20 protein-coding genes are annotated in these 24,243 nt (G+C 67.6%); 14 read left to right on the plus strand and 6 right to left on the minus strand.

Going from position 1 to position 24,243, the window contains the following annotated elements:
* Positions 1-12 precede the first annotated feature (12 nt).
* From FHS79_RS04115 to ppdK, 3 genes are read left to right on the plus strand one after another with little or no spacing between them, the layout of a single operon-like run.
* On the plus strand, positions 13-867 hold the full coding sequence (locus FHS79_RS04115) for a glycine--tRNA ligase subunit alpha (protein WP_207792222.1): 855 nt from the start codon (positions 13-15) through the stop codon (positions 865-867).
* Positions 864-3,017: a glycine--tRNA ligase subunit beta gene (gene glyS / locus FHS79_RS04120; RefSeq protein ID WP_184195819.1), complete on the plus strand. Its 2,154-nt coding sequence runs from the start codon at positions 864-866 to the stop codon at positions 3,015-3,017. The genes FHS79_RS04115 and glyS overlap by 4 nt, the downstream gene beginning before the upstream one ends.
* The gene (gene ppdK, locus FHS79_RS04125; RefSeq protein WP_184195822.1) at positions 3,014-5,680 is read left to right on the plus strand and encodes a pyruvate, phosphate dikinase; all 2,667 of its coding nucleotides are present in this window, start codon (positions 3,014-3,016) and stop codon (positions 5,678-5,680) included. Before glyS ends, ppdK begins: the two co-directional genes overlap by 4 nt.
* Here ppdK and FHS79_RS04130 read toward each other — a convergent pair.
* Positions 5,677-6,210, minus strand: a complete 534-nt coding sequence (locus FHS79_RS04130; RefSeq protein WP_184195826.1) for a hypothetical protein — start codon at positions 6,208-6,210, stop codon at positions 5,677-5,679. The two genes, ppdK and FHS79_RS04130, sit on opposite strands and share 4 nt — an antisense overlap.
* Positions 6,211-6,289: 79 nt before the next feature.
* Between FHS79_RS04130 and FHS79_RS04135 the strand changes: the two genes are divergently transcribed.
* Together FHS79_RS04135 and FHS79_RS04140 are read left to right on the plus strand one after the other, a co-directional pair.
* Positions 6,290-7,189, plus strand: coding sequence for an alpha/beta fold hydrolase (locus FHS79_RS04135; RefSeq protein ID WP_184195829.1), 900 nt, complete (start codon positions 6,290-6,292; stop codon positions 7,187-7,189).
* Positions 7,186-8,250, plus strand: coding sequence for an NAD(P)/FAD-dependent oxidoreductase (locus tag FHS79_RS04140; RefSeq protein ID WP_184195832.1), 1,065 nt, complete (start codon positions 7,186-7,188; stop codon positions 8,248-8,250). The genes FHS79_RS04135 and FHS79_RS04140 overlap by 4 nt, the downstream gene beginning before the upstream one ends.
* On the opposite strand, the gene tgt is transcribed toward FHS79_RS04140, so the two are convergent.
* A complete protein-coding gene (tgt, locus tag FHS79_RS04145) occupies positions 8,226-9,362 on the minus strand; it encodes a tRNA guanosine(34) transglycosylase Tgt (RefSeq protein ID WP_184195835.1) in 1,137 nt (378 codons plus the stop codon). The two genes, FHS79_RS04140 and tgt, sit on opposite strands and share 25 nt — an antisense overlap.
* Positions 9,363-9,582: 220 nt before the next feature.
* On the minus strand, positions 9,583-12,891 hold the full coding sequence (locus FHS79_RS18695; RefSeq protein WP_243452643.1) for a DNA methyltransferase: 3,309 nt from the start codon (positions 12,889-12,891) through the stop codon (positions 9,583-9,585).
* Positions 12,892-13,053: 162 nt separating this feature from the next.
* Between FHS79_RS18695 and FHS79_RS04155 the strand changes: the two genes are divergently transcribed.
* From FHS79_RS04155 to FHS79_RS04180, 6 genes are all read left to right on the plus strand, one after another.
* Positions 13,054-13,806, plus strand: coding sequence for a TlyA family RNA methyltransferase (locus tag FHS79_RS04155; RefSeq protein WP_184195838.1), 753 nt, complete (start codon positions 13,054-13,056; stop codon positions 13,804-13,806).
* Between the two features lie 39 nt (positions 13,807-13,845).
* Positions 13,846-14,427 carry a TspO/MBR family protein gene (locus tag FHS79_RS04160; RefSeq protein WP_184195840.1) on the plus strand — a complete coding sequence of 194 codons (582 nt, stop codon included), beginning with the start codon at positions 13,846-13,848 and terminating at the stop codon, positions 14,425-14,427.
* 3 nt (positions 14,428-14,430) lie between these two features.
* The gene (locus FHS79_RS04165) at positions 14,431-14,709 is read left to right on the plus strand and encodes an accessory factor UbiK family protein (protein ID WP_184195843.1); all 279 of its coding nucleotides are present in this window, start codon (positions 14,431-14,433) and stop codon (positions 14,707-14,709) included.
* 97 nt (positions 14,710-14,806) lie between these two features.
* Positions 14,807-15,325 (plus strand): type III secretion system chaperone family protein, encoded by a 519-nt coding sequence (locus FHS79_RS04170; protein ID WP_184195846.1) that lies wholly within the window; start codon positions 14,807-14,809, stop codon positions 15,323-15,325.
* Position 15,326: 1 nt separating this feature from the next.
* The gene (gene proC, locus FHS79_RS04175) at positions 15,327-16,100 is read left to right on the plus strand and encodes a pyrroline-5-carboxylate reductase (protein ID WP_243453307.1); all 774 of its coding nucleotides are present in this window, start codon (positions 15,327-15,329) and stop codon (positions 16,098-16,100) included.
* On the plus strand, positions 16,097-17,269 hold the full coding sequence (locus FHS79_RS04180; protein ID WP_184195852.1) for a serine hydrolase domain-containing protein: 1,173 nt from the start codon (positions 16,097-16,099) through the stop codon (positions 17,267-17,269). Before proC ends, FHS79_RS04180 begins: the two co-directional genes overlap by 4 nt.
* Before the next feature lie 17 nt (positions 17,270-17,286).
* Here the strand turns inward: FHS79_RS04180 and FHS79_RS04185 are convergent, their stop codons facing one another.
* Positions 17,287-17,790 carry a MarR family winged helix-turn-helix transcriptional regulator gene (locus FHS79_RS04185; RefSeq protein ID WP_184195855.1) on the minus strand — a complete coding sequence of 168 codons (504 nt, stop codon included), beginning with the start codon at positions 17,788-17,790 and terminating at the stop codon, positions 17,287-17,289.
* Between the two features lie 66 nt (positions 17,791-17,856).
* On the opposite strand from FHS79_RS04185, the gene FHS79_RS04190 reads away from it, so the two are divergent.
* The 3 genes from FHS79_RS04190 to FHS79_RS04200 all read left to right on the plus strand — a co-directional run bounded on the left by FHS79_RS04190 (position 17,857) and on the right by FHS79_RS04200 (position 22,159).
* Entirely contained in the window at positions 17,857-18,735 is an 879-nt protein-coding gene (locus FHS79_RS04190; RefSeq protein WP_184195858.1) for a branched-chain amino acid aminotransferase, read from the plus strand.
* A gap of 182 nt (positions 18,736-18,917) precedes the next feature.
* Positions 18,918-19,205 carry a hypothetical protein gene (locus FHS79_RS04195; protein ID WP_184195861.1) on the plus strand — a complete coding sequence of 96 codons (288 nt, stop codon included), beginning with the start codon at positions 18,918-18,920 and terminating at the stop codon, positions 19,203-19,205.
* Between the two features lie 119 nt (positions 19,206-19,324).
* Complete coding sequence (locus FHS79_RS04200) at positions 19,325-22,159, plus strand: SLBB domain-containing protein (protein WP_184195864.1); 2,835 nt, start codon at positions 19,325-19,327, stop codon at positions 22,157-22,159.
* A 276-nt stretch (positions 22,160-22,435) separates the two neighbouring features.
* On the opposite strand, the gene FHS79_RS04205 is transcribed toward FHS79_RS04200, so the two are convergent.
* Positions 22,436-23,302, minus strand: a complete 867-nt coding sequence (locus FHS79_RS04205) for a flagellar motor protein MotB (protein WP_184195867.1) — start codon at positions 23,300-23,302, stop codon at positions 22,436-22,438.
* Positions 23,299-24,165 (minus strand): flagellar motor stator protein MotA, encoded by an 867-nt coding sequence (gene motA / locus FHS79_RS04210; RefSeq protein ID WP_184195870.1) that lies wholly within the window; start codon positions 24,163-24,165, stop codon positions 23,299-23,301. The genes FHS79_RS04205 and motA overlap by 4 nt, the downstream gene beginning before the upstream one ends.
* Positions 24,166-24,243: the final 78 nt, after the last annotated feature.

The following is a 24,243-nucleotide window of genomic DNA, read 5'->3' on the forward strand; positions in this document are numbered from 1 at the left end:
AGGGCCTCAGTTCTGACCGGTCTCGCATTTCAGGATATCATCCTCACGCTCCAGCGTTACTGGGGCGAGCGCGGCTGCGTCATCCTGCAACCGCATGATCTGGAGATGGGCGCCGGCACCTTCCACCCCGCCACGACGCTGCGCGCCCTCGGCCCCGACGCCTGGAACGCTGCTTTCGTGCAGCCCAGCCGCCGCCCGAGCGATGGCCGCTATGGGGAAAACCCCAACCGCCTCCAGCATTATTACCAGTTTCAGGTGATCCTGAAGCCGAGCCCCGATGATCTGATCGACCTGTATCTGGGCAGCCTCGACGCCATCGGCATCGACCGCGCCAGGCACGACATCCGCTTTGTGGAGGATGATTGGGAGAGCCCCACGCTCGGCGCCTGGGGCCTTGGCTGGGAAGTGTGGTGCGACGGCATGGAGGTGACGCAATTCACCTATTTCCAGCAGGTTGCCGGCTATGATTGCACGCCGGTCGCGGGCGAGCTGACCTATGGCCTCGAGCGGCTGGCGATGTATGTGCAGGGCGTCGAGAATGTCTACGATCTCGCTTACAACAGCTCCGGCGTGAGCTATGGCGATGTGTTCAAGAAAAACGAGCAGCAGTTCAGCGCCTATAATTTCGAGCACGCCAACACCGAGCGGCTGTTCCAGCATTTCAAGGATGTGAGCGAGGAATGCCGGGCGCTGGTGGCGGCCGACCTGCCGCTGCCAGCCTATGATCAGGCGATCAAGGCGAGCCATATCTTCAACCTGCTCAACGCCCGCGGCGTCATCTCGGTCGCCGAGCGCCAGGCTTATATCGGCCGGGTGCGCGATCTCGTGAAAGCGGTGGCGGATTGCCAGATGGCCAAGATCATATGAGCCGTTTTCTCCTCGAAATCGGCTCGGAAGAGATCCCTGCGCGCATGCAGGCGGCCGCAGCCGCCCAGCTGGCCAAGCGCTTCACCGAGGCCTGTGCCGCTGCCGGGCTGGCGCACGGCCATGTCAGCGCCGACGCCACCCCGCGCCGGCTATGGTTGATTGCCGACAGCCTGGCCGATGCCAGCGCCGCCACCAGTGAGGAGCGGCGTGGCCCGCGCGCCGATGCCCCCGACGCAGCACTGCAGGGCTTCCTCCGCAGCACCGGCATGGCGCGCGACCAGCTCGAAGAGCGTGACACCGGAAAGGGCGTGTTCCTGTTCGCGGTGATCAAGCGCGAAGGCCGCTCCGCCGCCGACATTCTGGCCGAGATCGTGCCCGCGATCATCACCGCCTTCGATTGGCCCAAGTCGATGCGCTGGGGCAGTGCTTCCGCCAGCACCGCAAGCCCGCGTTGGGTGCGCCCGCTCACCCATATCGTGGCGCTGCTCGGCGATGCCGTGGTGCCCGCCACGGTGCACGGCATCACCACCGGCCGCACCAGCCGCGGCCATCGCATCCACGCGCCCGGCCCGCTGGAGATCATCAGCGCCGATACCTACGCCGCCCAGCTTCGCGCCGCTTATGTCTATGTCAGCAGTTTCGTGCGCCGCACACTCATCGCCAACCGCGCCGCCGCCCTTGCCGAGGCGGCAGGGCTGACGGTCATCCCCGACGAGGGGCTGGAAATCGAGAACGCCGGCCTCACCGAATGGCCGGTGCCGCTGCTCGGCCACTTCGACCCGGCGTTCCTCGCGGTGCCGCGCGAAGTGATCCAGCTGACGATGCGCACCAACCAGAAGTACTTTTCGTTGGCCGATGCGGAGGGCGCACTGGCGCCAGCCTTCATCTGCGTCGCCAACATGGACGCGAATGACGGCGGCACGGCAGTGGTCGCCGGCAATGAGCGGGTGCTGAGCGCGCGGCTGAGCGACGCCAAATTCTTCTGGGATCAGGATTTGGCGGTGGTGAAGGCCGGCGGGCTGGAAGCGTTTCTTCCGAAGCTGAAGGACATCGTTTTCCACGAGAAGCTTGGGACCGTCGCCGACAAGGTCGAGCGCGTTGCCAAGCTTGCTCGCTGGCTGGTCGATAGCGGCGCCGTCCCTTCTTCTTCCCCGCCTCTCATGGAGGGGCCGGGGGAGGTTCCACAGGCCAGCGGCGTAGCTGAGTTAGCAGAGCGCGCCGCGCGCCTCTGCAAGGCTGATCTGGTTAGCGCGACCGTCGGCGAGTTTCCTGAAGTGCAGGGGATTGCAGGACGCTACTTGGCGGTGGCAAACGGCGAGTCCAAGGCCCTCGCGAATGCAATTTCCGAGCATTACAAGCCAACCGGCCAAGGCGACGACGCCCCATTGGCGCCGCTCAGTGTTGCAGTCGCGCTTGCCGACAAGCTGGATACGATCACTGCATTCTTCATGATTGGCGAGCCGCCAACAGGGTCGAAAGACCCTTTCGCGCTTCGACGGGCGGCACTTGGCGTTATTGCGATCATCCTTGCCAATGGTCTTCGCTTCCGGATGGAGCGAGTGCTGCTGGCCGCTGCCGGCGAAGATCTTGCGAAGTTCGAGCGTGTTTTTGAGGGCAATTTGGAAAAAGCAGTCGCGGCCTTCTTTGCGGACCGACTCAAGGTCCAGCAGCGCGAAGCTGGTGTCCGCCCGGACATTATCGATGCCGTGTTCGCGCTTGGCGGCGAAGACGATCTCGTGCGCCTCCTTGCCCGCGTTCGAGCGTTACAAGCCTTCATCATCGGTGAAGACGGCACAAATCTGCTCGCCGGCTACAAGCGCGCCGCAAACATCCTGAAAGCCGAGGATGCAAAGGACGGTCCCCACACCGCCTCAGCCCTCGACGCGGCCACGCTCAGCGCGCCTGCCGAACAAGCCCTCGCCCAAGCGCTCGACGCCGCCCTGCCCACCGCCGCCGCCGCAGTCGCAGCGGAAGACTTCACCGCTGCCATGGCCGCCCTCGCCAGCCTGCGCGGGCCGGTTGACGCCTTCTTCACCGATCTGATGGTCAATGCGCCCGAGCCTGTGGTGCGTGCCAATCGTCTTGCCCTGCTGGCGCGCTTCCGCGATGCCGTTCATACCGTTGCAGACTTTTCGAGGATCGAAGGATGATGAAATCCGTCTATCGTTTCGGCGGCGGCACCGCAGATGGTGCAGCAGACCTGCGCAACCATCTCGGCGGCAAGGGCGCCAACCTCGCCGAAATGGCGAGCATCGGCCTGCCGGTGCCCCCCGGCCTCACCATCGCCACCCCGGTCTGTGCGGCCTTTTACGATGCCGGCGGCAAGCTGCCCGAGAGCGTGAAGACGGAAACGCTCGATGCGCTCAAGCATGTCGAGGCGGTGACGGGCAAGATATTCGGCAACCCGGCCGATCCGCTGCTGGTGTCGGTGCGTTCGGGTGCGCGCGTCTCGATGCCGGGCATGATGGACACCGTTCTCAACCTCGGCCTCAACGATGCCACCGTCGAAGGCCTTGCCACCGCCTCTGGCAACCCCCGATTTGCGTGGGACAGCTACCGCCGCTTCATCCAGATGTTCGCCGATGTCGTGCTCGGGCTCGATCACTACCTGTTCGAGGATGCGCTTGAAATCCTGAAGGAAGACCGCGGCGTCACCCTCGATACCGAGCTTTCGGCCGAAGACCTGCAGGGGCTTGTCGCCCGCTACAAGACGATCGTCGCACAGACCTGGGGCGATGAATTTCCGCAGGATCCGCACGAGCAGCTCTGGGCCTCGATCGGCGCTGTGTTCGGCTCGTGGCGATCGGACCGGGCGCGCACCTATCGCCGCCTCAACGACATTCCTGAAAGCTGGGGCACCGCCGTCACCGTGCAGGCGATGGTGTTCGGCAACCGCGGCATCACTTCGGCGACCGGGGTTGCCTTCACCCGCGATCCCTCGACCGGCGAGCGCGTGACCTATGGCGAATTCCTCATCAACGCCCAGGGCGAAGATGTGGTCGCAGGCATCCGCACCCCGCAATATCTCACCAAGGCAGCCCGCGAGCGGGCCGGGGCGCGCGCCGAATCGATGGAAGAGGCGATGCCGGCGGTTTATTCCGAGCTCGACCGCGTGTTCGCGCTGCTCGAAATCCACTACCGGGATATGCAGGACATCGAGTTCACGGTCGAAGACGGCCGGCTGTGGATGCTGCAGACCCGCTCGGGCAAGCGCACCGCCAAGGCAGCCCTCAAGATCGCCGTGGACATGGCGAATGAAGGGCTGATCACCGAGGCCGAAGCGATCCTGCGTGTGGAAGCAGGCGCGCTCGACCAGCTGCTCCACCCCACGCTTGATCCCAAGGCGCCGCGGCAGGTGATCGCACGCGGGCTGCCTGCATCGCCGGGTGCCGCATCGGGCGTCATCGTGCTCGATTCCGACAGTGCCGAGGCGCGGTCGCGGCTGGGTGAGGCGGTCATCCTCGTACGCACCGAAACCTCGCCCGAGGATATTCACGGCATGCACGCAGCGCGCGGCATTCTTACGGCGCGCGGCGGCATGACCAGCCATGCGGCAGTGGTGGCGCGTGGCATGGGTCGACCCTGTGTTTCCGGCGCGGGCACCCTGTCGATAGACCTGGCGGCGCGCACCGTGCGCGTGCCGGGCCATGTGCTGAAGGAAGGGGATCGGATCACCCTCGATGGCGCCACCGGCGAGGTGATGCTGGGCGAAGTGAGCACGGTCGAGCCCGAGCTGGCCGGCGATTTTGCAACCCTGATGGAATGGGCCGACAAATATCGCCGGATGAAGGTGCGCACCAACGCCGAAACCCCGGCCGATTGCCGCACGGCGCGCGGCTTCGGCGCCGAGGGCATCGGCCTTTGCCGGACCGAGCACATGTTCTTCGAGCCGAGCCGGATCACTTCGGTACGGCGGATGATCCTGGCCGAAGAAGCCTCGACGCGCGCCGAGGCGCTTGCCGAGCTGCTGCCCGAACAGCGCGCGGATTTCGAGGCGATCTTCCGGGTGATGGCGGGCCTGCCGTGCACCATCCGCCTGCTCGACCCGCCGCTGCACGAGTTCTTGCCGCATGACGAGACAGGCTATGACGATGTCGCCGCCGCCACCGGCATCGCGCCCGCTACGGTGCGCCGACGGATTGCCGAGCTGCACGAGTTCAACCCGATGCTCGGCCATCGCGGCTGCCGGCTGGGAATCACCTTCCCCGAAATCTATGCGATGCAGGCGCGCGCCATTTTCGAAGGGGCGATTGCCGTGGCCAAGGACACCGGAGAGGCGGTGGTGCCCGAGGTGATGGTGCCGCTGGTGGCGACGGCGCGCGAGCTGGAGATCACGAAGGCGGTGATCGAGGCCGAGGCCGAAGCGGTGTTCGAGGAGCAGGGGCACCGGCTGGATTATCTGATTGGCACGATGATCGAACTGCCGCGTGCGGCGCTCCGTGCGGCGGACATTGCCCGCCATGCCGAGTTTTTCAGCTTCGGCACCAACGACTTGACGCAGACGACGCTGGGCATCAGCCGTGATGATGCCGCGCGTTTCCTCGGCGTTTATGTCGACCAAGGGATTTATCCACGCGATCCGTTCGTGGGGATCGACGAGGAGGGTGTGGGCGAGCTGGTCGAGCTTGGCGCATCACGCGGCCGTTCGACCCGGCCAGACCTCAAGCTCGGCATCTGCGGCGAACATGGCGGCGATCCGGCGTCGATCGCGTTCGTGGAGAAGCTCGGGCTCGATTATGTCAGCTGCTCGCCCTACCGCGTGCCGATCGCGCGGCTGGCGGCAGCACAGGCGGCGCTGCGGGCGAAAAGCTAGGCGAGCTTGCCGAAGCGCGTCTCATATTCCGTGAGGCGCCCTTCGTGCAGCAGCCGGGCCTGCTCGATGATCTGGTCGCTCGCGATGCGGCCCTTGAATTCGCCCATCTGGCCGTCGATCACCTGGGCATCGACTTCGGTCCAGCCGGCGATCTGATCGATGCGGGTGATTCCGGCGGCGGCGAGCTTGTCGGCAAACTTGGGGCCGATGCCCTTGATCTGCTTGAGATCCTCGGGGTTGACCGGCCGACCCTCGGCCACCGCCTCATTACCGCTGGACCGGGCGAAATCGCGGCGCAGCTTGTCGAGCTCGTCGGAGAGCGGGCGGATCTGGGCATCGCGCGCCTTGACCTCGCCGAGCAGGCGATCGCGGTCGGTGGCGAGGGTGGCGCGTTCGCGCTCCAGCCCGGTGATGCGCTCGCCGAGCACGGCGGCGCGGCGCTTCAGCGGCGCACGGATGGCGAAGCCGATGAAAAGCCCCAGGAACAGGGCTATGATGGCGACGGCGATGAGGGTCGAATCGATTGTCATGACTGTTCCATGGCCCGAGGCGAGGCAGCGTGGCAAGGCCGGATTGGCAAAACCCCGGGCATCCGGCTAAGCCCGTCGCATGGCCGCGGACTCCGAAGCCCTGAAACGGCGGCGCAGCTTGCCGGCCGGAGGCGTGGTGGCGCCGCTGGTGATGGCCGATGGCTGGGTGCTGCGGACTGCGCGCTGGGAAGGTCGGCGGGGGTCGATCCTGTTCATCACCGGACGGGGGGATTTCTTCGAGAAATATTGCGAGTCGCTGCATGACTGGACCGAGGCCGGCTGGGGCGTGGCGACGTTCGACTGGCGAGGGCAGGGCGGATCGGGGCGGCTGGGCAGGACGCCGGGGCATGGGCATCTCGATGACTTTGAGCCGCTTCGGGCTGATCTGGCGGTGGTTTTCGAGTGGTTTCACAAGGTGATGCCGGGGCCGCACTTCGCCGTGGCGCATTCGATGGGTGGGCATCTGCTGCTGCGGCATCTGGCGGAGCAGCCGCAGGCGGTGGCGCGGGCGGTGCTGCTCGCACCCATGATCGGGATCAGCGCGGCCCCGCTCGGGCCGGGGGCGGCGGGGCGGCTGGCGCGGCTGATGGTGCGGTTGGGGCGGGGTGGTGAGTGGGTGATGGGGGCCGGGCCTTATGGGCAGGGGGCGGACAAGCGGCAGCCGCTGCTGACCTCGGATGCGGCGCGATATGCCGATGAGAAATGGTGGGTGGCGCAGCATCCGGAGCTTGCAATCGGCGGCATTACCTGGGGGTGGCTGGCGGCGGCGTTGCGGTCGATTGCAGTTTTGCGGCCGGTCCAGACGCCGCTTCTGGTGTTGATGGCAGAGACCGAGGCGCTGGTGGACAATGCGGCGACGCGGCGGCTTTTTGCCGATGCGCAGATTGTGGCAGGGGCGGCACATGAGTTGCTTCGGGAACGGCATGTGGTGCGGCAGAGAGTGATGAAAATGATCAAGGGCTTTCTTTCAACCCCATGAAACAGTTCGATATTGCCATCATCGGTGCCGGGATTGCCGGGGCAAGCCTGGGCTGGGAATTGCGGCGTCGCGGGCTCAAGGTGGTGCTGCTCGAGGCTGAGTCGCAGCCGGGGTATCATACCACCGGCCGCTCGGCGGCGTTCTGGGTGGAGAGCTATGGCGGGCCTTCGATCGTGCCGCTGAGCAAGGCTTCCCGGGGGTTTTTCATGGACCCGCCGGCGGGATTCGGGACGCTGCTGACCTTGCGGCCGGCGCTGCATCTGGCGCCGCCGGATATGCCGGGGGCTCTGGACGCTGTGGCGGCGGAATTCGATGAAGGGGGCGTTGAATATCAATGGGTTGATGCTGATTGGTTGGCTCGGTACCCGATGCTGCGGGCGGAATGGCGGTCTGCGGGAATTCTCGAGCCGGATTGCCATGATATCGATGTGGCGGCGTTGCATCAGGGGTATTTGCGGGGGGCGGAGGTGATTCCGGACTTCCGGGTGGAAAAAGTGGAGCGTTTCGAAGGGTTTTGGCGGCTGAATGATGCTGTGGAAGCGCCGGTGGTCGTGAATGCGGCGGGGGCCTGGGCGGATGCTGTGGGGGCGGTTTTCGGTTGTGAAACCAAGGGGTTGACGCCGCTTCGGCGGACGATGGCGGTGTTGCGGCTCGATCCGCCGCCGCCGGCGGATCTGCCGGTGGTAATGGATGCTGCCGGGCGGTTCTACTTCAAGCCCGATGGTGACCGGCTGTGGCTCTCCCCGCATGACGAGACGCCCGATGTGGCGCATGACGTGCGGCCCGACGAGCTGGACATTGCGGTCGTGATCGACCGTTTCGAACGCGCCAGCACGTCGAAAGTGCTCAAGCTGGAGACGAGCTGGGCGGGTTTGCGGACGTTTTCGGGTGATCGAAGGCCGGTTTTGGGGCGTGATGGGGTCGTCGAGGGGCTTTTCTGGTGTGCAGGACAGGGTGGTTTCGGCATCCAGACGGCGCCGGCGGTGGCGGCGCTGTGCGCCGATGTGCTGACGGGAGTGCGGGCCGATGCGGGCATCTATGATGCGTCGCGGTTCTTGTAGCGGCCGAGGAAACTGGCTGCGAAGCTGGTGAGGGTGCCGGCGGCGATGGCGGCGCGCAGATTGGCCATCAGCTCCTGGTAAAACCAGATGTTGTGCTCGGTCATCAGGATGGCGCCGAGCATCTCGCCCGATTTGACGAGGTGGTGGAGATAGGCGCGGCTCACTCCGGTGCGGCAGCTCGGGCAGCCGCATTCGGCGTCGAGGGGGGCCTGGTCCTCATTGTGGCGGGCGTTGCGCAGATTGAGGGGGCCTGACCGGGTGAAAGCCTGGCCGTTGCGGCCCGAACGGGTGGGCAACACGCAATCGAACATGTCCACGCCGCGCTGGACCGCACCCACGATGTCGTCGGGCTTGCCAACACCCATCAGATAGCGCGGGGCGGCTTCGGGGAGCTGGCCGGGGGCATGGTCGAGGCAGCCGAACATGGCCTCCTGGCCTTCGCCGACGGCGAGGCCGCCGATGGCATAGCCATCGAAGCCGATCTCCTGGAGGTGGCTTGCGGATTCGGCGCGAAGACGCTCGTCGAGGCCGCCTTGCTGGATGCCGAACAGGGCGGCGGCTTCGGCATGTTCCCCGCCGGCATCGAAAGCGTCGCGGGAACGCCGGGCCCAGCGCATCGAGCGGTGCATGGCGGCCTCCACGGCTTCGCGGGGTGCTGGGAGAGCGACCAGCTCGTCGAAGGCCATGACGATATCGGAGCCGAGCAGACGCTGGATTTCCATGCTGCGCTCGGGCGACATCATGTGGCGGGTGCCATCGAGGTGGCTGGCGAAGCTCACCCCTTCCTCCGAGCGTTTGGTGAGCGCGGAGAGCGACATGACCTGATAGCCGCCGCTGTCGGTAAGGATGGGGCCGTGCCAGCCCATGAAATTGTGGAGGCCGCCCAATCGGGCGATGCGCTCGGCGGAGGGGCGGAGCATGAGGTGATAGGTGTTGCCGAGGATGATGTCCGCCCCCGCGGCGGCAACTTCGGAAGCGCGCAGCGCCTTGACCGTGGCGGCGGTGCCCACGGGCATGAAGGCGGGCGTGCGGATGGTGCCACGGCGCATGGTGATGGCGCCGGTGCGGGCGGGGCCATCGGTGGCGGTGATGTGGAAGACGAAACGGGTCATCCGGGGGCTTTAGCGGGAGGGCGTAGGCGAGTCGAATGTGTCCAGGTCGGGTTGACGAAGTGGACGAAGTTGACACGAAACGCGGTTTTTTGGGGCTCCGCCTGCTCGCACACCCTCACCCTCCCACGCCCTGACGGGCAAGGGCCCCTCCCACACCCCGTGTTGCGGGAGAGGGGTGTTGAGCCGGGCTTCTGCATTCGCCTTGCATAACCCATTTGGTTCAATTTGTCGAGATGGGGGCCTGATAGTCCGGGCGGAGCCAGCGGATTTGGCCAGTGGCTTCTTCGGCGGCGCGGGCGGCGTTGAGGGCGACGAGGTTGACGGTGATTTGTGCCGGGGTGAGATCGGCGGGCCAGCCATAGGCGTTGGCCACGGCGGCATCGAGATCGGTGTGGAGTTTCGCCACGATGCGGGCGCGGGCGCGGGACGCTTCGGCCTCCTGCGCTGCGGGCAGTGTGCCGGCGCGGATGGCTTCGACAAGATTGTAGAGCCCGGTCATGGTGAGGCCGGGGCTTTCGGCGAGGCCGGCGCGGCGGGTGAGGTCGAGCTCCTCGGCGATTGCGGCGATGGTGCTGCGCTGGGCAGGGGTGGCGTCGGGGAACGGGAAGGGGTCGAAGACCTTGGATTTGACGTAGACCGGGTCATTTCCAAAGCCCAACCAGCCGCCTGCGATAAGTGACCATTGCTCGTGAATACGTGATGAAAGCACACCCCAGACGACGGCGTCGTCGGAGGCAACGCAGATGATTTTGTTGTCGGCAAGAACTTCTGCCGAGAGGAAGTGGAAGATGCGGTACTTCGCGGTTTCGACCGTCGCAATATAACGAGAAAGGCCTGCGAGCGCCGGGCGCATTTCCCGGCGGGGTTCGCCGAAAATCCACCAGTTGGTGCGGTAGGTGGCTCGGTTGTTGGCGTCGCGGTCGGGTTTCACGGTCACCAACAGGTGCTGATAGACTTCGGGGAAGCGCTGGCGGACTTGCGCCTCGGACAGGCCAAACAGATCGATGACCATGACGCCGCGCGGATTCTGGAGCAGGTCGCGGCCATTGCGATAGGGGCGGATATGCGCCTCCAGCCCTTCGCGCTGGCCAAGACCGAGGGCGGCGGCTTCGGCGGGGCTGACGATGAAGCCATCTCCGTGCAGCTTGACGCCTGGCGAGCAGAGCCGGTCGTTGGCTTTGAGTGGCACGGCCTTGGTAACATCGGTGCCGGTGGTGAGATCGGCGTTGATGGGGCCGGTGATGCTGCTGGTCTGGATGTGCGGCTCATCGGAATCGAGGCCGGCTTCGGACGTGACGGTGTGGAGGGCGCCGGGGTGGGTTCCGGCTTCGGCCACGGTCATGGCGATGCGGACGGCGGCGGCCTTGTCGCTGGCGCGGGTCCAGGGGTGATCGGGGATGGCGAAGATGAGGGAGAGGGGCTGGGGGGCGGCGGGGGCTGTGGCCCTCACCCTCCCACGCCCTTCGGGAGTGGGCCCCTCCCTCTCCCGCGTTGCGGGAGAGGGGCACAAATGGGCTTCGATGACGCGGCGGCTGAAGGTCTGGGTGATGCTGTTGGTGGTGACGAAGCCGAAGCGGTGGAGGCGAGTGCCGGGGCGGCGCAGTTCGGTGGCGGCACGATCCCACCAGTGCATGACGAGATCGGCGCTGCGGGGGATGCTGGGGGCGGCGGCCCAGATGGCGGCGGTGATGCCGAGCCCGAGCTTGCTGCGCAGATCCTTGCCGCCGATGAAGGGCGGGTTGCCGATGATGTAATCGGCTTGCGGCCATTCCGCAGCGCGCGGGTTGATGAGATCGACGCGATCGACATCGGATGCGGCGAGCAGCGCATCATAGCCACCGTGGCGGCCGAAATTGATGTTGGTGAGGGTGGGGAGGATGGGCTCGGTGATGCTGGCGGGATCGTTGGCGAGGCGGAAGCGGAGCCAGCCGATCCAGAGCACGAGCTCGGCGATGACGGCGGCGCGGGGGTTGAGCTCGAGGCCGAGGAACTGGTTGGGGCCGATGCGCGGTGGAGCAGGCTGGCCGAGCTGATCCAGCAGCACGATGACTTCGGTTTCCAGCCGCAGCAGCAGCTCCATGGCGACACAGAGGAAATTGCCGGTGCCGCAGGCGGGATCGAGAATTTTCAAGCCGGCGAGCTTGTGGTGGAAGGCGTGGATGGCAGCGGGATCGGGGGTTGGGGTTGGTTCGGCGGGGGCGGGACCCCTCACCCTCCCGTGCCCTTCGGGCTCGGGCCCCTCCCTCTCCCGCAAGGGGAGAGGGGCGTTTCGCAGGGCTTCCCATTCGGTGCGGAGGTCGGCCATGAAGGTGGCTTCGACAAGGCGTTCGACATAGGGGCGCGGTGTGTAGTGGGCGCCGAGCTGGGCGCGCTGGGCCGGGGTGAGGGCCTGTTCGAGCAGGGTGCCGAAAATGGCGGGTTCGACCTTGGTCCAATCGGCCTTGGCGGCGGCGTAAAGCTCGCCCTTCTGTTCAGGGGGCAGGTCGTAGATGTCGAGATCGGCAAAGAGGTTGCCATTGAAGTAGCGCACGAAGGTATCGCCATTTGCCCAATAGCGTTCGGGGAGGGCGGCGGTGCCCATGTTGGTCCAGAGATCCTGCAGGCCATCGCGCCAGAAGCGCTGGGTGGCAGTGCGGGCGCGGCCGAGAAACTCCTCGAATTTGCCGGGCGGCAGCAGCGCCACATCTTCGGCGAACATGCAGAAGAGCAGGCGCATGAGGAACATGGAGGTGCGCTCGATGCCGAGCGAATGCTCGTGATCGGCAAGCGGGCGGCTGGCGGCGAGGGCGCGACCGGTGAGTTTTTCCGTGGCGTCCTTTTCCAGATATTTGGAGACGGCGGCGAGGCGGCGGGCGATATCGCGGGTGACATCGGCGGCGCGCAGGCGCGGATCGACCGAGCGCGGATCGGTCCAGATGCCGCGCAGCAATGCCTGGTTGTCGGGGAGGCGAAGGGCTTCGAGCTCGATGCGGTAGCGCTGCTGATCGGGGAAGAAGCCATAGCCTTTGCCGTTGCCGGCCCAATCGAAATAGAGCTCGAAGGCGCGGCCGACATCGCAGATGATGAGGAAGGGCGGCCAGCCATGATCGGCAGGCAGCGCCAGCGCATAGCCCTTGGCCTGCGCGAGGGCGGCTTCCATGAGGGTATCGTAGCGCCGGACGGGGGCTTTGGGCCTGGCGGTTGCGGCGGCAATGGTTTCCTCGCCGAAGAGGGTTTTGACGGTGATGGCGGCTGGCGCTTCCGGCGTGAGCGCGGCGCGGGTGAGATCGGCGAGCGGAGGCTGCTTGGCTTCGAGAATGAAGCAGCGGCGCTTGTAGAGATCGATGCGGCCGGATTTTTTGCTGGAATAGGCGGCATCGGGGCTGGCGGGGGCTTCGAAGCGATAATCGGAGAGGATGCCGCCTTCGGCGGGCTCGGGCTTGGGGAGGCCGAGGGCGGCGCAGAAATCGATGATGAAGGGCTGGAAGTTGGCATGCTCGGCGCCGCCGGCGCGGCCCTGCCATTTCTTGATGAAGTCTTCGATGGTCACGCAGCGTTGGTAACGAACGCGCGTGGTTTAGGGAATCCCATGAATGGGGCGTTGAATGGGGTCTGGGGCCCGAGGCACCAGCCGGGCCGCATCGAAGCTTGCATCGATGGGCACCCTTCGCCGGCGGCATCGCTTTCCTTCTGTTTCGCGCTATGGGCGGGCATGGCGAAAATTCGGATCGATCAATTGCTCGTGGAGCGGGGGCTGGTGGAGAGCCGGGCGCGGGGGCAGGCCTTGATTCTGGCGGGGCTGGTGCTGGTGGGCACAAGGAAGGTGGTGAAGGCCGGCGAGATGGTGGCCGTCGATGCCGAGGTAGTGGTGAAGGGGCGGGATCATCCCTGGGTTTCCAGGGGCGGGGTGAAGCTGGCGCATGGTCTGGCACATTTCGGGCTGGATCCGGCGGGCGTGGTGGCGATGGACGTCGGGTCGAGCACGGGGGGGTTTACCGATGTGCTGCTGAGCGGCGGGGCGGAGCGGGTTTATGCGGTGGACAGCGGCACCAACCAGCTGGCGTGGAAGCTGCGGAGCGACCCTCGGGTGGTGGTGCTCGAGCAGCTTTCGGCGCGGCTGCTGACGGCGGACCATGTGCCCGAGGCGGTGGGGGCGATCGTGTGTGATGCGAGCTTCATTTCTTTGGCCAAGGTGCTCGAGGTGCCGCTGGGGTTTGCGGCGGCCAGAAGTGCTGGGGGATGCTGGCTGGTGGCGCTGGTGAAGCCGCAGTTCGAGGCGGGGCGGGGCGAGGTGGGCAAGGGCGGGGTGGTGCGCGATGCGGCGGTGCAGGCGCGGGTGTGCGCCGATGCGGCGGCGTGGCTGGCGGCGCAGGAGGGCTGGCGGGTGCTGGGGCTGGTGGAGAGCCCGATCACCGGGCCGGAGGGCAACCGCGAGTGGCTGCTGGCGGGGGTGAAGGATAGTTGATGGCTTGGTGCGGGCGGCGGCAGGGGCTAGGAAGGCAAGATGGATCGATCGATGACAGTGCCGCCGCTTGACGCAGGAACGCTGGACCAGGAGCGACTGGACCGGGGGCGACTGGACCGGGGGCGACTGGTGCGGGCGTTGCTGGTGCTGGTGCCGCTGCTGCTGGTGGTGGGGGGGCTGATTGCGCGGGCGAGCGGATCGACCGAGGAGAACCTCTGGTACCAGTCTTTGACGCTGCCGCGGCTGCAGCCGCCGGGGCCGGTGTTCGGGATCGCCTGGTCGATCTTGTACACGATGATCGCGGTGGCGGCAGCGATTGTGTGGGCGAAGGGGCGGGGGGTGCAGCGCAGCCAGGCGCTGGGGCTGTTCGCGATCGGGATGGTGGTGAACTGGAGCTGGTCCCCGGTGTTTTTTCTTGCGCACCAGATCGAGGCGGCGCTGGCGATCATCCTGGTGATGCTGGGGCTGGCGATCTGGACGACGTGGCGATTTGCCGGGGTTTCGAGAGTGGCGGCCGGGCTGATGCTGCCCTATATCGCGTGGCTGATCTTTGCCGGCGGGCTGAACGCGGCGATCTGGCAGCTGAACCCGGTTGCCAGTGCCATGCAGATGGGAGTGTGAACGATGCAGAGCCAGAACAAGCTTTTCGAGGACCTTTCCAAGGTGGCGACCTCGGCGATGGGCACCATTGCCGGCGTGGGGCGCGAAGTGGAAGAGCAGGCACGGCGCCGGGCGCGCGAGTTCGTGGCCGGGGACGAGGCGATTTCGCGCGACGAGTTCGAGGCGGTGAAGGCCAATGCGTCGGCGGCGCGCGAGGCGGTGGAAGTCTTGAAGGCCGAAGTGGCGGGATTGCGGGCGCAGCTGGCGGGGATGAAGCCGCCGGAAGGCACGAACCCGGCGTGATTATCCACAGCTTCATATGCCGGCCTCCGGCGGCTGTGCTTGCCGAATCGGGCGTGGAAGCACAGTCTTTGCGCCAATCGAGGCGGAGGTCACGCGGATGAGCCTGATCGAAATGGACGCGGTGCCCGCTCCTGCAGCGCCGATCGACATGCTGGAGCATGTGTTCGACACCAATGGCTGGGCTTTCGAGCGCTCGGGCGACGAGGAGATCTCGACGTCGGTGGTCGGCAGCTGGGCGGCCTATGAGCTGCGGGCGCTGTGGCGCGAGGAAGACCGGGTGCTGCAGCTGATCGCGCGCGCCGAGCTGCAGGCCCCTGATGAGCTCCGGTCGGCGGCGTATGAGGCCTTGGGGCTGATCAACGAGCAGCTGTGGATGGGGCATTTCGAGCTGTGGTCGGCCGATGGCACGATCATCTTCCGCCATGCGACGTTGCTCGATGCGGCGGAGGGCCAGGCGTCGCCGGACCTGACGCTGGGACAGGCCGAGGTGCTGGTGGATGCGGCGGTGGAGGAGTTCGACCGCTTCTTCCCGGTGTTCCAGCTGGTGCTGTTTGCCGATACCGCACCGGCAGCGGCGATGGTGGCGGCGTTGCTCGAGACCGTTGGCGAAGCCTGACGTGCGAAACGAGGCGCGGCCGGGCACGCACTGGCTGCTGGGCTGTGGCAACATGGGCGGTGCGCTGCTCGGCCGCTGGATTGCGGCGGGAACCGGGCCGTGGCGGGTGATCGACCCGGCGAAGGCGGATGCGCCGGACGGGGCGGTGCGGGGTGCGGGCGATGATGACCCGGCGGTGGTGGTGCTGGCGGTGAAGCCGCAGGTCTGGCGCGAAGTGGTGGCGCCGCTGGCGGGCCGGGTGGCGGGCGCCGTGGTGATTTCGGTGATGGCGGGGGTGACGGCGGCGGCGCTGGCCGAAGCACTTCCGGGGGCGCGGATCGTGCGGGCGATGCCCAACACGCCGGCGGCGATCGGCCAGGGAGTGACGGGGCTGTGGTCGGCGGACGCGGGCGCGCGCGATGTGGCGGGGGCGTTGTTCGAGGCGGCGGGGGCGGTGGTGTGGCTCGAGGACGAGGCCGACTTCGATGCACTGACCGGGGTTTCCGGATCGGGGCCGGCTTATGTGTTCGGCTTCATCGAGGCGCTGGCGGCGGCGGGGTGTGCGGCAGGGCTTTCCGACGATGTTGCGATGGCGCTGGCGCGAGGCACGGTGACGGGGGCGGCCGCGCTTGCGGCGAACGACCCGGCGGCGGCGGATGAATTGCGGCGGCGGGTGACCTCGCCGGGCGGCACGACGGCAGCGGGGCTGGCGGTGCTGATGCCCGGGCTGGGTCCGCTGCTGGTGGATACGGTGGCGGCAGCGGCGGCGCGATCGAAGAGCCTGGGGGGCGAATGATGCGGAAATGGGTGCTGGCGGTGCTGGCGATCGTGGTGCTGGCGGGTGCCGGCTGGTTTGCGAGCCTCGACCGGGAGACGCGGGGCCTGCTGGCGACGCTGCCGACCAATGCCGATGTGCTCTCCTGGTCCCAGCCGCAGCGCGATGCCGGGTTTAGGGCGATGGACCGGATGCCGGTGCTTGCGGCATCGCGGAAGGTGGCGCCCTCCGACCGGCCGCTGGACTTGCCGGCGGGGCGGGAGCTGGTGATCCCGGGGATCGAGGATTATGCGCGCAGCCAGAATCTGGCGGGGCTGGTGATCTTGCAGGACGGCAAGGTTCGGCATGAGCGCTATGGGCTGGACTTCGACGCCGAGGGGCGCTGGACGAGCTTTTCGGTGGCGAAATCCTTCACCTCGACGCTGGTGGGGGCGGCGGTGAAGGATGGGTCGATCAAGAGCCTCGACGATCCGGTGAGCCGCTACATCCCCGATCTGCAAGGCTCGGCCTATGATGATGTGTCGGTGCGCCAGCTGCTGATGATGAGCTCGGGGGTGGCGTGGAACGAGGATTACGAGGACCCGAACGCCGATGTGGCGCGGTTCAATGTCGTCGCACCCGACGCGGGGATGGATGCGACGGTGAGCTACATGCGCAAGCTGAAGCGCGCGCATCCGCCGGGCACGGTGTGGCACTACAACACCGGGGAAACCAACCTGATCGGGGTGCTGGTCTCTTCGGCGACCGGCAAGCCGCTGGCGCGCTATCTGGAGGAGAAAATCTGGCAGCCGGCGGGCATGGCGGCCGAGGCGACCTGGTTGCTGGGCAAGACCGGGCATGAGGTGGCGGGGTGCTGCCTGCAGGCGGCGACGCGCGACTTTGCGCGGATGGGGCAGTTCGTGCTCGCCGGCGGTGCTGGCGTGGTGCCCGATGGCTGGTTTGCCGCCGCGACGACGAAGCAGATCGATATCGGCCGGCCGGGACGCGGTTATGGCTACCAATGGTGGACCTATGACGATGGCACCGTGGCGGCGCGCGGGATCTTCGGCCAGGGGATCTTCATCGATCCGAAGCGGCGGCTGGTGATTGCCAGCAATGCCAATTGGTCGCGGGCGACGCAGGGGCCGGAGAATGAGGCGCGCGAGGCGTTTTATCGGCAGGTGCAGGCGATGATCGACGCCGAGGGATGATGCCGGCTTTTGCCGGGCTATTTCTGCAAGGCGTTGACGAGGGGGCGGTCGGCCGGGGGGATGAGGCCGATGAGGACGTTCCAGAAGCCGGTGACGGCGGATTGGCCGGCCTCGGCATAGGCGGCGGCCATGCTGCGCTGGAGCTGGGCGAACAGGGCGGCTTCGAGCGCCTCGCCCTGGGCGGTGAGGCGGAGCAGGCGCTGGCGGCGATCCTGGGTGCCGATGGCCTGGGCGACGAGGCCGCGCTCCTGCAGCTCGGTGAGGACGCGGCCCAATGATTGCTTGGTGATGGCGAGAAGGCGCAGCAGCTCGCCGACGGCGAGGCCGGGGCGCCGCGCAATGAAGTAGAGCGCGCGGTGGTGGGCGCGGCCGAGCCCCTCGGCATCGAGCAGCGCATCGGGGCCACGGATCATGCTGGCATAGCCGAAGTACAGCAGCTCGATGCCGCGACGGATCTCGTCTTCCCGAAGGAAGAGCGCCGACGCGGCGGGCGGGCTTGGGGCTGGAATTGGGACAGTCATATTGACATATCTTGCATGAAAGCCTAGCGCGGCGCAAGAATATGTCTGGCTTCTGGAGTGGTGCGAATGCTGCCGTTTGATGATCGCGATGGCTTCATCTGGTTCGATGGAGCGCTGCGGCCGTGGCGCGAGGCGAATGTGCATGTGCTGACGCATGGGCTGCACTATGCGAGCGCGGTCTTCGAAGGCGCGCGCTGCTATGACGGCAATGTGTTCGCGCTGTCCGAGCACAGCCAGCGGTTGATCGATTCGGCGGCGATCATGGGCTTTCCGTTGCCGTGGAGCCGCGACGAGATCGATGCGGCGGTGATGGAGACGCTCAAGGCCAACGAACTGACCAACGCCTATGTGCGGCCGGTGGCGTGGCGCGGCTCCGAACAGATGGGGGTGAGCGCGCAGGCGACCAAGCCGCATATGGCGGTGGCGTGCTGGGAATGGGGCGCCTATTTCGGTGCCGACGCGCTGAAGAAGGGGCTGCGGCTGGGCATTGCCAAGTGGCGGCGGCCGGCACCCTATACGGCGCCGATCCACGCCAAGGCGGCGGGCCTCTACATGATCTGCACGATGAGCAAGCACGAGGCCGAGGCGCAGGGATACCAGGACGCGCTGATGCTCGATTGGCGCGGGCAGGTGGCGGAAGCGACCGGCGCCAATGTGTTCTTCCTGAAGGGCGATACGCTGCACACGCCGACGCCCGACTGCTTCCTCGACGGGATCACCCGGCGCAGCGTGATGCGGCTGGCGGAGCGCCGCGGACTGACGGTGGTGGAGCGGGCGATCTGGCCCGAGGAACTCGAAGGCTTCGAGCAGGCGTTCCTGACCGGCAGTGCGGCTGAGGTGACGCCGCTCGCCGAGATCGGGCCGTGGCGCTTCGAGGTTGGCGCGACGACGCTGGGGCTGGCACAGGACTATGCCGACCTGGTGCACAGGCGCCTCAATCATTGAGCCTTTGGCATGGTTTGCGGTGAAGCGAGGCGCCGGGACGGCGGGCTGCGGCCACGGCGCCACTGCTGCCACAAGATGTGCGCGCTTCGAACGTAAAGGATGCAACCTCTCCTGTGTTGCGACGTATTCAATCCAGGGTGGATCCATCCGCCGTTGATCGGGTTGAAAAATTGGGTTGGTTCATGCGTGTTATGAAGAATGATCTGGAACTGAACTCGCGATCCGTCGGTCGCCGGATTGCCGAGGCTGTGGCGCTTGCGGTGTTGACGCTGGGCCTTTGGGTGGCGCCGACGCTGGTTTCGCAGGGGCAGGACCGGGTGGACATGACCCCGGCGGCGCGACATGTCGATGCCGGGCTGGTGGGCGCCGGCGCGGCGTCGGGCATTGCCTTCGAGCGCGCCGATGCGCTGGCGCTGGCACTGGCTGCAGCCCCGGCAGACGATGCGGTGACGTCCCGCACCAGCGGCTGACGCCGACTTCGGCGCACGCGACCGCCAGGAACCACCTCGCTGTGCCGCCGCGTTGACCTTGCATGGGCCTGTCCCTATGGCCAAGAGACTGGCGGGGACCTACCAACGATGATTGCGCAATGATGGAACGCTGGCAGATGGAAACCCGGGCCGGCGATGCGATGCGTGGCCATGCAGGCGCGCCGCGATTGGCGATCGGCCTTGCGCTGCTGGCAGCTGCAACGATGGCGCAGGCGCAGGCGATCAACCCCGATGTGCTGCGCCAGGTGCAGGGGCAGCTCGGCGCCGGCCAGGCACCCGATGCAATCGATGAATCGCGCCGCGAGGGCGGGTCGGCGGGCCAGGGCTTCGGCCAGGCGCTGCCGCAGGGCCGGATCGACACGCGCGAGGAGCAGACGCTGCGGCGCGCCGAGGCCGAGGCACAGCTGGCGCGGCTCTACCGGCCTTCGGCGGTGGAGCGCGACTATCAGCAGCGCCTGTCCGAGCCGCGGCTGCGGCAGTTCGGCTATGAGCTTTTCGCTTCGACGAGTGCGGCTTCGGGGGCGGTGACCGGGGCGGTGGGCGATGATTATGTGCTCGGCGTGGGTGACGAGCTGGTGGTGCAATTCCAGGGGGCGACGAGCGACAGCCGCACGGTGCGGGTGAACCGCGAGGGCTCGCTGGTGGTGGCTTCCCTGCCCCCGGTGCGCGCCGCCGGGCGACCGCTGGGCGCAGTGCGGCGCGATCTCTCCGCGGCGACGTCGCGGACCTTGCTCGGCACCGATGTGTTCGTGTCGCTGGGCACGGTTCGCTCGGCGAGCGTGTTCGTGGGCGGCGAAGTGGAGCGGCCGGGACAGTATAATCTGACGGCGCTGACCGATGTGGCGGTGGCGCTGGCGCAGGCCGGCGGCGTGCGGCGCGGCGGCTCGCTGCGGCGGGTGCGCGTGGTGCGCGGCAGCGGCGGCACGATCGAGGTGGATCTCTACGGGCTGCTCGGGATCGGCGCGCCGCCGAGCGTGCGGCTGCAGGATGGCGACCGGGTGATCGTGCCGGTGCTGGGGCCGACGGTGGCGATTGCCGGCAATGTGACGCGGCCGGGGATCTATGAGCTTCGCGGCACGGCGTCGGTCGGGGCGCTGATCGACTATGCGGGTGGCGCGGTGCGGCCGCGCGGCAACCAGGTGGCGATCAGCCGGATTGGCGCCGATGGCGGCGAGCAGTTCATCCGCGCCGCGACCATGGCGACGGGGCTGATGGCGGGCGATGCGGTGCAGCTGCTGGCGGGGAGCGCCGGTGGGGCTTCGGGCCGCGTGCTGCTGCGCGGGCATGTGGACAATCCGGGGGCGCGGGCGATTGCGCTGGTGCCGACGGTGCGCGACCTGCTCGGCAGCATCGAAGACCTGAAGCGCGACACCTATCTGCCGCTGGCGATGCTGGTGCGGCGCGACGCGGCGACGGCGGCGCGGCGCTTCGTGCCGGTGAACCTGGGCGAGGCGCTCGATGGGCGGCAGCCGGTGGCGCTGCAATCGGAGGACCGGCTGTTCCTGTTCAGCCGCGGCGATGTCGAGTTCATCAACCGCACAGCGGTGCGGCGGGTGGTGCTGGGGCAGCCGAACTTGCTGGTGGGATGCCGGTCGCTCGACCGGCTGGAGACGCTGGTGCGCGACAGCCAGACGCTGCGGTTCAATGTGGTGACACGCTCGGCGTTTCTGGTGGAGCGCGGCGGGCAGACCGATGTGGCGGCGACCGGCGGCCGGCTGAACGTGGCGACCCGATCGACCGAGGCGGGGTTGCGCAGCGGCACCGCGCTGGCGGGAGCGGGGGCAGGGCAGGTGCAGGCGGTCGACGAGGCGCCGCAGCAGGCCGGCTTCGACGAGCGCAGCGACGCGGCGCTGCGGGCGCGGCGCGAGGCAGCGGCCGAGCAATGCCCGCTGGTGTTCGAGGAAGAGCCCGACCTGCTGCCGCTGCTGATCGAGAATGCCGTGGCGGTGGGTGGTGCGGTGCGGCGGCCGGGGGCCTATCCGGTGGCGGGCAGTGTGAGTGCGGCGGTGCTGGCCTCGGTGGCGGAGGGCGTGCTGAGCGGGGCGAGCGACCTGTCGCTCGATGTGTCGCGCGGGGCCGGTGGCAGCGTGGTGTCGGAGCAGGTGCTGCTCGCCGAGCGGCCGGGCGTGCTGGAGCAGACGCTGGTGGGGGCGGGCGATGATCTGCGCTTCAATGCCGCGCAGCCGCAGTTCGAGGCGGGGGCGGTGCTGCTGGCGGGCGAGTTCAACCGGCCGGGGCTCTATTCGATCCGCAAGGGCGAGACGCTTTCGCAGCTGACCGCGCGGGCGGGCGGGCTTTCGCCCCAGGCCTATCCTTATGGGGCGATCTTCACCCGGCGATCGGTGAAGGAGCTGGAGCAGGAGGGGCTGCGGCGGACGAGCCGCGAGCTGACGACCGGGCTGCTGAGCCTGGCGGCACGGCAGCGCGATTCGACGGGCGGCGGCGTGGTGGCGGGGCAGCAGCTCATCCAGCAGCTGGCGACGGTGGAATCGGCGGGGCGCGTGGTGGTGGAAGCCGATCCGCGCGTGCTGGCGCTGCGCAGCGACCTCGACACGGTGCTGGAGAGCGGCGATGCGATCGTGATGCCGAAGCGGCCGAGCTTCGTGCTGGCGCTGGGCGATGTGGCGAACCCCGGGGCGCTGCAATTCGTGGCGGGCAAGACGGCGGACGCCTATCTGCGCGAGGTGGGCGGCACGATCTCGACGGCGGACAGGCGGCGGATCTTCATCGTGCTGCCCGATGGCACGGCGCAGCCGCTGGCGGGCCGTGGCTGGGGCCGCGGCTATGAGGGCGTGGTGCCGCCGGGGAGCACGATCATCGTGCCGAAGAACATCGACCCGCTGTATCGGCTCGAGATTGCGCGGGATATCACGGGGATCATCGGTGGGTTGCTGACGAGTGTGGCGACGGTGGCGCTGCTGGCGACGCGATAGCGCGGCGCGAAAATAGCGGCGCTATTTTCCGACTCGCGCAAGCGCGGCCGGCGGGGCGGCGCGAGCGGAGCGCGCCGAACCCGTCCGACGGCGTGGCTTTGCCACGCTCTTTCTTGCACTTTCTTGCTGCCTTTCGAGTCCTCGCAACCCGCACCGCTGCCTGTCCCGGCGCGGCTTCGCCGCGGCGGCTGCGGGGTCTTCGCGCGTGAACCCTCACCCTCCCACGCGCTATGCGGCGCGCGGGCCCCTCTCTCTCCCGCGTTGCGGGAGAGGGGACTATTGGTTCAACAGCGTGATCGAGATGCGGCGGTTGCGGGGGTCGCGGCGGTCCTTGGGGTTGTAGGGATCGGTGTCCGCTACGCCCTCGATGCGGCGGAAGCGGGCTTCGTCGATGCCGCTGGCGGTGAGGATGCGGCGGGTGGTGTCGGCGCGGATGGTGCTCAGCGTCCAGTTGTTGGCGGGACCGGCGGCGTAGGGGACGCTGTCGGTGTGGCCGCGCACGGTGAGGCGGTTGGGGGTTTCGGCGACGGCGGCGGCGATCTGGCGGATGAGGGCGAGGGCTTGCGGCGTGAAGGCGGCGGTGCCGCTGCCGAACATGCTGAAATCGGCGCGCTCGATGATGTCGATGCGCAGGCCGTCGTGGACGCGGACGAGCCGCACCTGGCCGCGCAGGCCCTTCAAGGTGGGATCCCCGGCGAGGCGGGCGTCGATGATGCGCTGGACCATGCGGAAGCGGGTTTCGTCGGCGGTGCGACGGCGGCCGGGGTTTGCGGCCTTGTCGGGGCTGGTGACCTCGGCGGTCATCGGGCCACCGCCGCCGCCGGGGGTGGCGACCGGCCTGGCGCCGTTGGGAATGGCTGCGGGGGCGTTGCCGTCCTGCGTTTGCAGCGCGCGGCCGCCCATGATGCCGTTGGAGCCGCCGCTGTTCTGCATCTGGATGATGGTGGGGGCGAAATAATCGGCGATGCCCTTGCGCTGGTCCTCGTTGGTGGCGCCGAGGATCCAGAGCAGCATGAAGAAGGCCATCATCGCGGTGACGAAATCGGCATAGGCGATCTTCCAGGCGCCGCCGTGATGGGCATGGGCATGGCCCTTGCGCTTGCGGTAGACGACCTCGGGCTCGATGTGGAGTTCGGGTTTCATTTGGCGGCGCGCAGGCCATCGAAGACTTCAGCGAAGCTCGGCTGGTTGGCGGGATCGATGGCGGTGCGCGCGGCTTCGATGACGAGCGGCTGCGGCTGGCCCTTGAGCGAGGCCACGATGACGCGGCGGATGACGAGGTAGATTTCGGCATCGGCATCGATGATCGAGCGCAGCCGCGCCGAGAGCGGGCCGACGATGCCATAGGAGAGCAGCACGCCGAGGAAGGTACCGACGAGTGCGGAGCCGATCATGCCGCCGAGGATTGCGGGGGGCTTGTCGATGCTCGCCATCGTCTTGATGACGCCGAGCACCGCGGCGACGATGCCCAGCGCAGGCAGCGCATCGGACATGGTGGTGAGGCGATCGCACGGCTTGAGGGCGGCGGCGTGGTGGGTGTCGAGGGCAGTTTCGATGACGTCGTCGACGGCCTGGGGGCTCAGCGTGCCGGTGCTGACCACAAGGAGCCGCATCGAATCGCAGAGCAGGTGGAGGAAGAAGGGATCTTTCAGGAACTGCGGGTATTCGGCGAAGAGGCTGGAGGATTTGGGGTCCTCGATATGCGGCTCGACGGCGACAGCACCTTCGGTGCGGAACATCTTCATCAGGCGGGCGGTGAGGAAGATGGCGGCGCTGTAATCGGCCTTCTTGTATTTGGGACCCTTGACGACGAGGCCGAGGCCGGCACCCATTTGCTTGATGCCGGCGATATCGGTGGCGACGAGGGTGGCGCCGGCGGCGGCACCGCCGATGATGAGCATTTCCAGCGGCAGGGCGGCCATGATGACCAGCAGGTTGCCGCCGGCGAGCGCGAAGCCGCCGAACACCATCACCAGCAGCACGACAAGACCGATCACCGAAATCATGCAGTTTCAATCGGCTCCCTGTGGCGCGTGCGAAGGGAGTTACGGCGGCGGCGGGGTGGGCGTTAACGATGACGGGGT

This window comes from Polymorphobacter multimanifer, assembly GCF_014205635.1.
In the GTDB taxonomy this organism is placed as follows: domain Bacteria; phylum Pseudomonadota; class Alphaproteobacteria; order Sphingomonadales; family Sphingomonadaceae; genus Sandarakinorhabdus; species Sandarakinorhabdus multimanifer.

Bases quoted from the DNA above. Each gene is read 5' to 3' on its own strand.
- FHS79_RS04160 (WP_184195840.1), top strand. From the start codon at position 13,846: ATGGATCGATCGATGACAGTGCCGCCGCTTGACGCAGGAACGCTGGAC.
- FHS79_RS04195 (WP_184195861.1), top strand. From the start codon at position 18,918: ATGCGTGTTATGAAGAATGATCTGGAACTGAACTCGCGATCCGTCGGT.
- FHS79_RS04205 (WP_184195867.1), bottom strand. From the start codon at position 23,302: ATGAAACCCGAACTCCACATCGAGCCCGAGGTCGTCTACCGCAAGCGC.
- FHS79_RS04135 (WP_184195829.1), top strand. From the start codon at position 6,290: ATGGCCGCGGACTCCGAAGCCCTGAAACGGCGGCGCAGCTTGCCGGCC.
- FHS79_RS04190 (WP_184195858.1), top strand. From the start codon at position 17,857: ATGCTGCCGTTTGATGATCGCGATGGCTTCATCTGGTTCGATGGAGCG.
- FHS79_RS04130 (WP_184195826.1), bottom strand. From the start codon at position 6,210: ATGACAATCGATTCGACCCTCATCGCCGTCGCCATCATAGCCCTGTTC.
- FHS79_RS04165 (WP_184195843.1), top strand. From the start codon at position 14,431: ATGCAGAGCCAGAACAAGCTTTTCGAGGACCTTTCCAAGGTGGCGACC.
- glyS (WP_184195819.1), top strand. From the start codon at position 864: ATGAGCCGTTTTCTCCTCGAAATCGGCTCGGAAGAGATCCCTGCGCGC.
- FHS79_RS04185 (WP_184195855.1), bottom strand. From the start codon at position 17,790: ATGACTGTCCCAATTCCAGCCCCAAGCCCGCCCGCCGCGTCGGCGCTC.
- FHS79_RS04180 (WP_184195852.1), top strand. From the start codon at position 16,097: ATGATGCGGAAATGGGTGCTGGCGGTGCTGGCGATCGTGGTGCTGGCG.
- tgt (WP_184195835.1), bottom strand. From the start codon at position 9,362: ATGACCCGTTTCGTCTTCCACATCACCGCCACCGATGGCCCCGCCCGC.
- FHS79_RS04140 (WP_184195832.1), top strand. From the start codon at position 7,186: ATGAAACAGTTCGATATTGCCATCATCGGTGCCGGGATTGCCGGGGCA.
- ppdK (WP_184195822.1), top strand. From the start codon at position 3,014: ATGATGAAATCCGTCTATCGTTTCGGCGGCGGCACCGCAGATGGTGCA.
- FHS79_RS04155 (WP_184195838.1), top strand. From the start codon at position 13,054: ATGGCGAAAATTCGGATCGATCAATTGCTCGTGGAGCGGGGGCTGGTG.
- FHS79_RS04200 (WP_184195864.1), top strand. From the start codon at position 19,325: ATGATGGAACGCTGGCAGATGGAAACCCGGGCCGGCGATGCGATGCGT.
- FHS79_RS04170 (WP_184195846.1), top strand. From the start codon at position 14,807: ATGAGCCTGATCGAAATGGACGCGGTGCCCGCTCCTGCAGCGCCGATC.
- motA (WP_184195870.1), bottom strand. From the start codon at position 24,165: ATGATTTCGGTGATCGGTCTTGTCGTGCTGCTGGTGATGGTGTTCGGC.